At 61.1% G+C, this 7,724-nt stretch carries 7 protein-coding genes and 1 pseudogene; 1 reads left to right on the top strand and 7 read right to left on the bottom strand.

Annotated features, from left to right (window positions below):
• A pseudogene (locus ACRXB1_RS25110) lies at nt 1–231 on the bottom strand (deoxyuridine 5'-triphosphate nucleotidohydrolase); the annotation flags it as partial.
• Nucleotides 231–1,268 (bottom strand): ABC transporter substrate-binding protein, encoded by a 1,038-nt coding sequence (locus ACRXB1_RS25105; RefSeq protein WP_449493575.1) that lies wholly within the window; start codon nt 1,266–1,268, stop codon nt 231–233. The gene ACRXB1_RS25105 and the pseudogene ACRXB1_RS25110, both read right to left, overlap by 1 nt.
• 431 nt (nt 1,269–1,699) lie before the next feature.
• Between ACRXB1_RS25105 and ACRXB1_RS25100 the strand changes: the two genes are divergently transcribed.
• Nucleotides 1,700–2,803: a hypothetical protein gene (locus ACRXB1_RS25100; RefSeq protein WP_449493574.1), complete on the top strand. Its 1,104-nt coding sequence runs from the start codon at nt 1,700–1,702 to the stop codon at nt 2,801–2,803.
• Nucleotides 2,804–3,050: 247 nt separating this feature from the next.
• Here ACRXB1_RS25100 and ACRXB1_RS25095 read toward each other — a convergent pair whose 3' ends face one another.
• From ACRXB1_RS25095 to ACRXB1_RS25075, 5 genes are read right to left on the bottom strand one after another with little or no spacing between them, the layout of a single operon-like run.
• Nucleotides 3,051–4,439 carry an FAD-binding oxidoreductase gene (locus ACRXB1_RS25095; protein ID WP_449493573.1) on the bottom strand — a complete coding sequence of 463 codons (1,389 nt, stop codon included), beginning with the start codon at nt 4,437–4,439 and terminating at the stop codon, nt 3,051–3,053.
• A 24-nt stretch (nt 4,440–4,463) separates the two neighbouring features.
• Nucleotides 4,464–5,237, bottom strand: a complete 774-nt coding sequence (locus tag ACRXB1_RS25090) for an SDR family oxidoreductase (protein WP_449493572.1) — start codon at nt 5,235–5,237, stop codon at nt 4,464–4,466.
• Nucleotides 5,234–5,995: a ribose-5-phosphate isomerase RpiA gene (rpiA, locus tag ACRXB1_RS25085; RefSeq protein ID WP_375508430.1), complete on the bottom strand. Its 762-nt coding sequence runs from the start codon at nt 5,993–5,995 to the stop codon at nt 5,234–5,236. The genes ACRXB1_RS25090 and rpiA overlap by 4 nt, the downstream gene beginning before the upstream one ends.
• A gap of 18 nt (nt 5,996–6,013) precedes the next feature.
• A complete protein-coding gene (locus tag ACRXB1_RS25080; protein ID WP_062001605.1) occupies nt 6,014–6,859 on the bottom strand; it encodes a MurR/RpiR family transcriptional regulator in 846 nt (281 codons plus the stop codon).
• On the bottom strand, nt 6,849–7,571 hold the full coding sequence (locus ACRXB1_RS25075; protein ID WP_449493571.1) for an HAD-IA family hydrolase: 723 nt from the start codon (nt 7,569–7,571) through the stop codon (nt 6,849–6,851). Before ACRXB1_RS25075 ends, ACRXB1_RS25080 begins: the two co-directional genes overlap by 11 nt.
• Between the last annotated feature and the right edge of the window lie 153 nt (nt 7,572–7,724).

Genomic DNA, 7,724 nt, shown 5'->3' with positions numbered 1-7,724 from the left:
TGCCGATGACGGCAGCGAAGCGAGCACCTGCGCGTCGGCGGCGATATCGTCGATGGCAACCGATGAGCGCCGCGCAAGCAGTTCCGTCGATGTCATCAGGCTGCGCCCGGCTTCCCTCACGAGCAACGTGCGGTTCGCGCGATACGCGTAGTAACCCGTCGCGCCCGACGTAAGCACGCCGATGCACGCCAGCAGGACCGACAGCTTGAACGTCAGCCCGGGGCGCCACATCAAAATCGCTCCGGCCGGTCGCCCGAGACAATCCGGCTCCATAGCGCTTCGCGCCGCCGGCCGTCCTCGACCGGTTCGATCCAAACAATATGCGCGTGTTCGCTGCTTTCCGGGTCCGCGTTCAAGGTGTTGGCGAGTCCCTGGCGCTGCGTGAGCTGTTCGCTCACGTGCGGCTCGAGCATGTAGTTGATCCATGCGAGCGCGAGCGGCTGATTGGCCGCCGACTTCGTCATCGCCCAGCAATCCAGCCAGGCGAGCGCGCCTTCGTCGGGAATGACGTAACCCACATCCGCGCCCGCGCGACGCAGCATCGCGACCTGCTGCGTCCCGTAGTTGCCGAACATCAACGCCGCCTTGTGTTCGATAAAAACCGCAGCCGCCTCTTCCGGCAGCGTGTAATAAGCGAGCAGATTGCGGCGCAGATCGATCAGCTTGCGAGTAATGGTCCGCATTTGCGATGCATTGAGCTGGAAGGGATCGGCATACCCCAGCGCCAGTGCCGCGAAAGAATAGTTATGCTGGCCGCTGTTGAAATCGAGCACCTTGCCGCGATAACGGGGGTTCCACAACTCGTTCATGGAGCGCGGCGCGACGGGAATCTGCTTGCGATCGTAGATGAGTCCCATCGACGAATAGGTGAACGGGATCGCGTACACGTTGCCATCGCGGATCAAACCGCCAATGGATGCCAAATCGCGAAAGCGCGGTAATTGCCGCTTCGTGTTGGGAATACTTGCGAGATCGAGCGGCGCCAGCAGGTTTTCGCGCGAGTATCGTTCGATCTCCGCGGTGTTGGCGGCGAAGACATCGAATTGGGGCGCAGCGCCCGCTTGCATTCTGTCGTGCAGCGACTCGTCCGAATCGATCAGCGTGACTTCCACTTTGGCGTGATAACGCGACTCGAAATCCTTGACGATGTCGCTGTCCGCGTAACCTGGCCACGCCAGCACCCGGAGGACATTTCCGGCAGCCAGCGCCGGTTGCGTCAATACTGAACAGACGCCCAACATCAACGCGCACGCCGAGCGCCTGAGCATCGCGAAGGTCCCGACAGCCGTGCTTACGCGCGCGAGCGGCAATTGCCGGACGGATCCCTGGGCCCCACGCATTGAAATGTCCTTTTTTTTATTTGACCCGGCGCAAACCTCAAGGCTGCTCGCCATATCGAGGCTCGGCCCATGCCGTGTTTACGGCACCGAGCTTCGAAGCTTTAAGCCCCGAGCCTCTCTACCCTCGGGGCCGCTGAAAAAGCGACGCGCAACATATACGCTCCGGATACTAAATTTGGAAGCGGTCATTAAGCTAGTCTGAAATTCTTACCCGGAATTTCAGCAGTGTTGAGGCGCCACGCAACACAACGATGAAGACTGAATCGAATCGAAAACAAAGCACCGATCAGGCGGAGCGCGATCGGCCCTCGCCTATAATGCCGGCTCTGATCAGAATCTATGGTGGAGAGCCTTACCTCATGAGTCAAGCGCATGGCCGAAACTCGGGATCTCGAGAGAACGGTCCACGTCAACCGCGCCGCCCTTCGAAAACGACGTCCCGCCACGAAAACAAACCCTTCGCGAAAGGTCAGCCGTCTCGCGATGCCGCAAACGCGCAGGTTACCGCGTCCATCTTCAAGACGCGGTCATTCAAGTTGCTGGTCGATGCCGTCGGCGCCGAGAATATTGCGCTGGGCCTCGACTCGAATCTCACGCGCGTGGCTGAACTCGTGAACGGCGTCGGGTTCACGCCCGAGACTGCTTTTCATATCGAAACAACGCTTGGTCTGCCCGATGGTTTTTTCGATCAGCCGAACCCTGTGCTTGCCCCGGAGATCGTCACGCGGTTGAAGTCGCCGCTGGATTTCATGCAGGCCAATGCGGAAAACACATCGAGCGAGCACTTGCCCAAGGAAGCAGAAATGCGGAAGAAGAACCCTGTTCACGCGCAGGCCGGGAAAGTTGCGGAGAAGCCCGCAATGAACCCATCGCCCAAGAAAACACAGGCGCCCTCGAAGCCCGGCCTTCAACAGTCGTTGCTGCCGGCCGAGGACGCTTCGGTCGAAAAGATCCGCCGCGCGAATCTTCATGTGCTGACATCGCGCAATGGATCGAAAGCGCGGCTGAGCGCGCTGATGGAGTTGAGCGGATCGAACATGGCGCATCGGCTGCACGGCCAGAAACGCCTTGACGACAACGAGGCCAACCGCTTCACCGAACGGCTCGGATTGCCAGCGGGCTGGCTGGATGTGGCGCGCACGGCGGCGGAAATTCCGGCATCGGTGACGGCGTTGCTGCTGCCGTTGCGTCGCTCCGCCGGAGAACACGACGAGGCGAAGCATACCGCACGCGTACAACACGTAACGCCTGCCGAACCGGTCAACGAGCCGGTGCAGGCCGAATTGGCGGTCGACGTTCCTCCGATGCAACCGGCACCAGCATCGACCACGCGCCTTGATCATCTGCAGGGCATTCAACCGATAGCCGAAGCGCTGCTCAAGACGTTGGCGGGCAAGGCGCGGGCCGGTCTTCTCGACGAAGCCAAGGCGCTGGAAATGCTGCAACAGGCAGTGCTGCTCTGAGCGGCTGACCTGCTTGCATTTACGAAGGCACGGCGTGCAATGCGCCGTGCTCGCCGATGTTCTTTTTCATCTTTTAAGCATAAGAACCCTGAAGCATTTGTGGGTACATGCCGTCACCTACGGGTAACCCAAAACAGAGAACTGCGGATACGTTCCAGCAGAGAGAAAGGACATTGAATGCGAAACGTGAGAAACGCAGCGCACGACGTCTTGCAACACTACGCTTTTGCGCTCCACAAGCGCTACCCTAAAAAACCTTCCCCGGATTCAGCAGTCCGTGCGGATCCAGCGCGGCCTTGATCGCGCGCATCGACTCGATATCGTTGTCCGAACGCGTGAAGTGCAGGAAATGTTTTTTCTTCGTGCCGATCCCGTGTTCCGCCGATATCGATCCGTGGAAATCGCGTGTGACATCGTAGATGACGTCGTCGATTTCATCGTGATCGTGCTTGCCCATGCCCGGCACGTCGACCACGACATGAATGTTGCCGTCACCGAGATGCCCGTAGATCATCACGGTCGCGTCAGGCCAGCGTTCGCGCAAGCGCACATCGCAGCGCTGCGCCGCCTCGCCGACTTGCGCTATCGAAAAGCTGACATCGTAGGCCGCGTGGTTCGGAATGAAGCGCTGGTATTCGCCCGGCGCATCGCGGATCGCCCAGAACGCGAGAGCCTGCGAATCCGACGATGCCAGCGCCGCGTCGCTCACCACGCCCGCCTCCAGCATCTCGCCCAGGAACTCTTCGAAGGCATCCGCGTGGCGCACCGGATCGGTCCCGACGCTCTCAAGCAGGACATAGAACGGATGCGCTTCACCGAGCGGCGCGCGCAGTGTGTCGAGGTTGGCGAGCACCGCGTCGTAGTACCCCTTCCACATGACTTCGAACGCCGATACCCCCGGCGCCAGCCGTGCCTGAGCGCGCGAGAGCAGCGTGGTGACGGCCTCGTATGACGGCAGTCCGCACCATGCCGTGGCCGTTGCAGTCGGCTTCGGACGCAGTCTCAAAACCGCACGGGTAATGATGGCAAGCGTGCCTTCACTGCCGATCAACAGATGCCGCAAATCGTAGCCGCTGTTGTCCTTGATCATCTTGTTGAGGCCGCCGATCACCTTGCCGCTTGCGAGCACGGCTTCAAGCCCCAGAACCTGATCGCGCATCATGCCGTACTTGATCACGCGATTTCCACCGGCGTTCGTCGCCAGATTCCCGCCGATGGAACAACTGCCCCGCGCGCCCAGATCCAGCGGAAAATAGAACCCCGCAGCCGTCGCGGCTTCCTGCACGACCTGCAGCGGCGTGCCGGCCTCCACGGTCATCGTGCTGGAAACCGGATCGATTTCAACGATCTTGTTCATGCGGTCGAGGCTGATCGCGACTTCCCCGCCCTGCACGTTGGCGCCGCCCACGAGCCCGGTCAGTCCGCCTTGCGTCACGACCGGCTGTCCATGTTCCGAGCAGATATGCAGCGCTTTTGCGACCTCTGCGGTATCGCGCGGACGGATCACCGCAAGCGGCACGCCGCCCGGCAGTCCGCTCCAGTCCACCACGCGCCGGTCCCCGAACTCCTCCGGCAATTGCACCACTTGCGAACCCAAAGCCTCGCGCAGCGCGTGAACCGCTTCTTGTGCCGCCATTTCTGTCTCCATTGATTTTGACGCCTACCAGATCGTATATCCGCCATCCATCACGAGATCCGATCCTGTCATGAAAGCGCTCGCATTCGATGCCAGGAAGATCACGCCCGGCGCAATCTCCTCAGGCTTTGCGAGCCGCGCAAGCGGTGTGCCGTCGATCCATGCATCGCGCCACGCTTCGTTTTCGAGTCCGCGCTTGGTCAGCTCGGTCGCCACATACCCCGGCGAGATGGAATTGACCCGCACGCCAAACGGCGCCCATTCGGCGGCGAGCGAACGCGTGAGATGAATCACGCCTGCCTTCGACGCGTTGTAAGACGCCTGGGGCTGCGGCTTGTTTGCAATCGACCCGCTCATGCTCGCCACGTTCACGATACTCCCCGCACGCTTTTCCGTCATGAACCGCGCGGCGCTGCGGCAGCAATAGAATACCCCGTCCAGGTTGACGGCCATGACGGTGCGCCACGCATGGTCATCGGTATCGAGCGCGGAGGTATTGCGCACGATGCCCGCGTTGTTCACCAGTACATCGAGCGTGCCGTACCGGGCGACGACCTTGTTGAATGCGTCATCGACGGAAGCGGAGTTCGTCACGTCCATTTGCACGAACATGCCGCCGACTTTATCCGCGGCGGCCTGTCCACGTTCTGCGTCCAGATCCGCGATCACGAGATGCGCGCCGGCATCGCGCAGACCGTTGGCGATCGCAAAGCCGATCCCCTGCGCGCCGCCCGTCACCACGCAGAGCTTGCCGTCGAGCTTGAATGCGTCGAGCGTGTTTTCCGTGGCCGAGGTCATGGCAGTGCCCGGACAACGACGACTTCGGCGCTGCCATCGGCATGGCCGACGATCATCTCGCTTGCGATACCCACGAACAAACCGTTCTCGACCACGCCGGGAATGGCGTTGAAGCGCGGCGCCAGCGAGATCGGATCGGCGATGGCTTCGAGGTGGCAATCGAGGATCAGGTTGCCGCTGTCGGTCAGGAGACGTTCGCCGTTTTTCATGCGCGTGGTGATGCGCACGCTTTTATCGAAACCGGCGCTGACGAACAATTCGCGCAGCAGGCGTTCCGTGCTTTGCCATCCGAACGGGATCACTTCGATAGGCAATGGAAAGCGGCCGAGGCGCTCGAAGACTTTTTTATCGTCCACGACGGCGACCATCTTCTTCGATGCCGCCGCCACGATCTTCTCCCACAGCAGGCACGCGCCGCCCCCCTTGATCATGCTGCCCTGATGATCGATTTCATCGGCGCCGTCAATGGTGACATCGAGTTGATCGATCGTGCCGAGATCCGTCAACGGCACGCCGAGTTCAAGCGCGAGTTCACGTGTTGCATTCGATGTTGGCACGCCCACGACCTCGAAGCCCCGTTCGACGCGCGCAGCCAGCGCCCGCACGAACCAGTGCGATGTCGTGCCCGAGCCAAGCCCGACCTTCATGCCCGGACGCAAATAATGATCGATCGCCTTGATGCCCGAAGCCAGTTTCGCTTCGTCCTGTGCCGATGCCGGTTTCATCGTTGCGTAACCCGGTTCGATATGCGTGCCCATATGTGTCTCCTTTATCAATCAATCCATGAATTTGTCGGTGAACCACGGGTCGAGCGCCGCGAGGTTATCGGGTAGCTTGCGGCCCTGGCGCAGGCCGAGCATTGCAACGAGCATGTTGACCACCAGCAAATGGTTGATGCGCGCGGTGAGCGGCGTGTAGAGCTCGGTGTTCTCGTAAGCAGGCACGCCGATGGCGAGGTCGCAGGTCTGCGCAAGACGCGATCCGGGCGCGCAAATGGCAATGGTGACGGCGCCGTTGCGGCGCGCCATGCCCGCGGCCATCACGAGCGCCTTGGTCGATCCGGAATGCGAGAAGAACACGGCGACTTCATCGTTTCGCAACGTAGGCGCAAGCAGCAATTGCTTCTGCGAATCAAGCACCACGCGGCAATGAAGCCCCAGCCGAAAGAACTTGTGCTCGGCATCGAACGCAATGGTTTCGGAGATGCCGAGGCCGAAGAGAAAGATCCCCTTTGCATCGATAAGACGGCTCGCCGCTTCGTCGATGGCCGCTGCCTGCACATCCGAGTTGAAGCGCTGGATTGCATGCAGGGAGTTCGTGATGATCTTGCTGCAGACGCTTTCAGGGGTATCGGCGTCAGTGATCGACTCGTATTCGAACGGCGCTTGCGGAATCAGCCCCTGGCCGAGCTGCACCTTAAAGTCCTGGTAATCGGCGCAATCGAGCCTGCGAAAAAAACGCACGACCGTCGGGTCACTCGTTTGCGCCGCCAGCGACAACTCCGCCATGCTCATCTTGAGCACGGCTTCGGGCGAGCTCAGCAGCACGTCGGCTATGCGCGAACTCGCGCCCGTCAGTTCGGGACGTTCCAGCGCGATCCGGCGCAAGAGGTCATTTCTCATTGGGCTCCCGGACGATCGCGCCAGCGGACGCGGCGCTGATGGCAAGCAGGTCGACAAACGCGGCGAGCCTCGACGCAGCAGGCACGTTCACCGCCGGCCCGGTTCCCCAGTCGACAATGAAACACCGCACGTGGGCATCGCGCGCGCATTGCGCGTCGATGGTCGTATCGCCGATGTAAAGCGCCCGATCCGGCGCGACGTTCATGCGCTCCAGCGTGGTCAGCAAATGCTGCGGGTGCGGCTTGCGTTCGGGCAAGGTATCGCCGCCGACGATCGACGTGAAGTAGCGTTCAAGATCGAAATGCTTCAGCACGGCTTCGGCCAGGAATTGCGCCTTGTTCGTGCACACGCCGAGCGCAATACCCGCTGCATGAAGCGCGGGAATGGCGTGCAGCGCGTCCTGGTACACCGTCGAATATTCGACCGGATGCTGCTTGTAGAGGGTGAGATAGGTCTCGACATCAGCGGCGACTCGCGCCTGGTCTAGCGTCAGTCCAAGACCTTTATAAAGCTTGTCGATCAGGCCATACGACCCTTCGCCAATGAACTGTTCGACGAAGTGAACCTCTTGCGGCGGCAAGCCGCGCGTCGCAAGCATGCGATTGACGGCGCTCGTGATGTCCGGCGCGGTATCGACGAGCGTGCCGTCGAGATCGAAGACGATGCCGGCGACCCGCGTGCCGGCAGAAATGGCGGCGTCAGTTGTTGTCATGTTGCCTCGATCGGAGAAGTCGGTTGCAAGGGGACATTTTTATTCGTCGGGGCGGCCTCTGCCGCAATCTGTGCCATGACGGGTTGCAGCGCGTCGTAGAGGCCGCGGAACGTGCTGAAGCGCGACGCATAGAGCGGATCGAGCGCGCGATCA

Source organism: Caballeronia sp. M23-90 (assembly GCF_053574605.1).
The sequence above is the reverse complement of the archived record's forward strand: the minus strand, read 5'-3'. Positions and strand labels throughout refer to the sequence as shown.

Coding starts and splice junctions, on each gene's coding strand:
- ACRXB1_RS25105 (WP_449493575.1), bottom strand. CDS start 1,268: ATGCTCAGGCGCTCGGCGTGCGCGTTGATGTTGGGCGTCTGTTCAGTA.
- ACRXB1_RS25100 (WP_449493574.1), top strand. CDS start 1,700: ATGAGTCAAGCGCATGGCCGAAACTCGGGATCTCGAGAGAACGGTCCA.
- ACRXB1_RS25095 (WP_449493573.1), bottom strand. CDS start 4,439: ATGGCGGCACAAGAAGCGGTTCACGCGCTGCGCGAGGCTTTGGGTTCG.
- ACRXB1_RS25090 (WP_449493572.1), bottom strand. CDS start 5,237: ATGACCTCGGCCACGGAAAACACGCTCGACGCATTCAAGCTCGACGGC.
- rpiA (WP_375508430.1), bottom strand. CDS start 5,995: ATGGGCACGCATATCGAACCGGGTTACGCAACGATGAAACCGGCATCG.
- ACRXB1_RS25080 (WP_062001605.1), bottom strand. CDS start 6,859: ATGAGAAATGACCTCTTGCGCCGGATCGCGCTGGAACGTCCCGAACTG.
- ACRXB1_RS25075 (WP_449493571.1), bottom strand. CDS start 7,571: ATGACAACAACTGACGCCGCCATTTCTGCCGGCACGCGGGTCGCCGGC.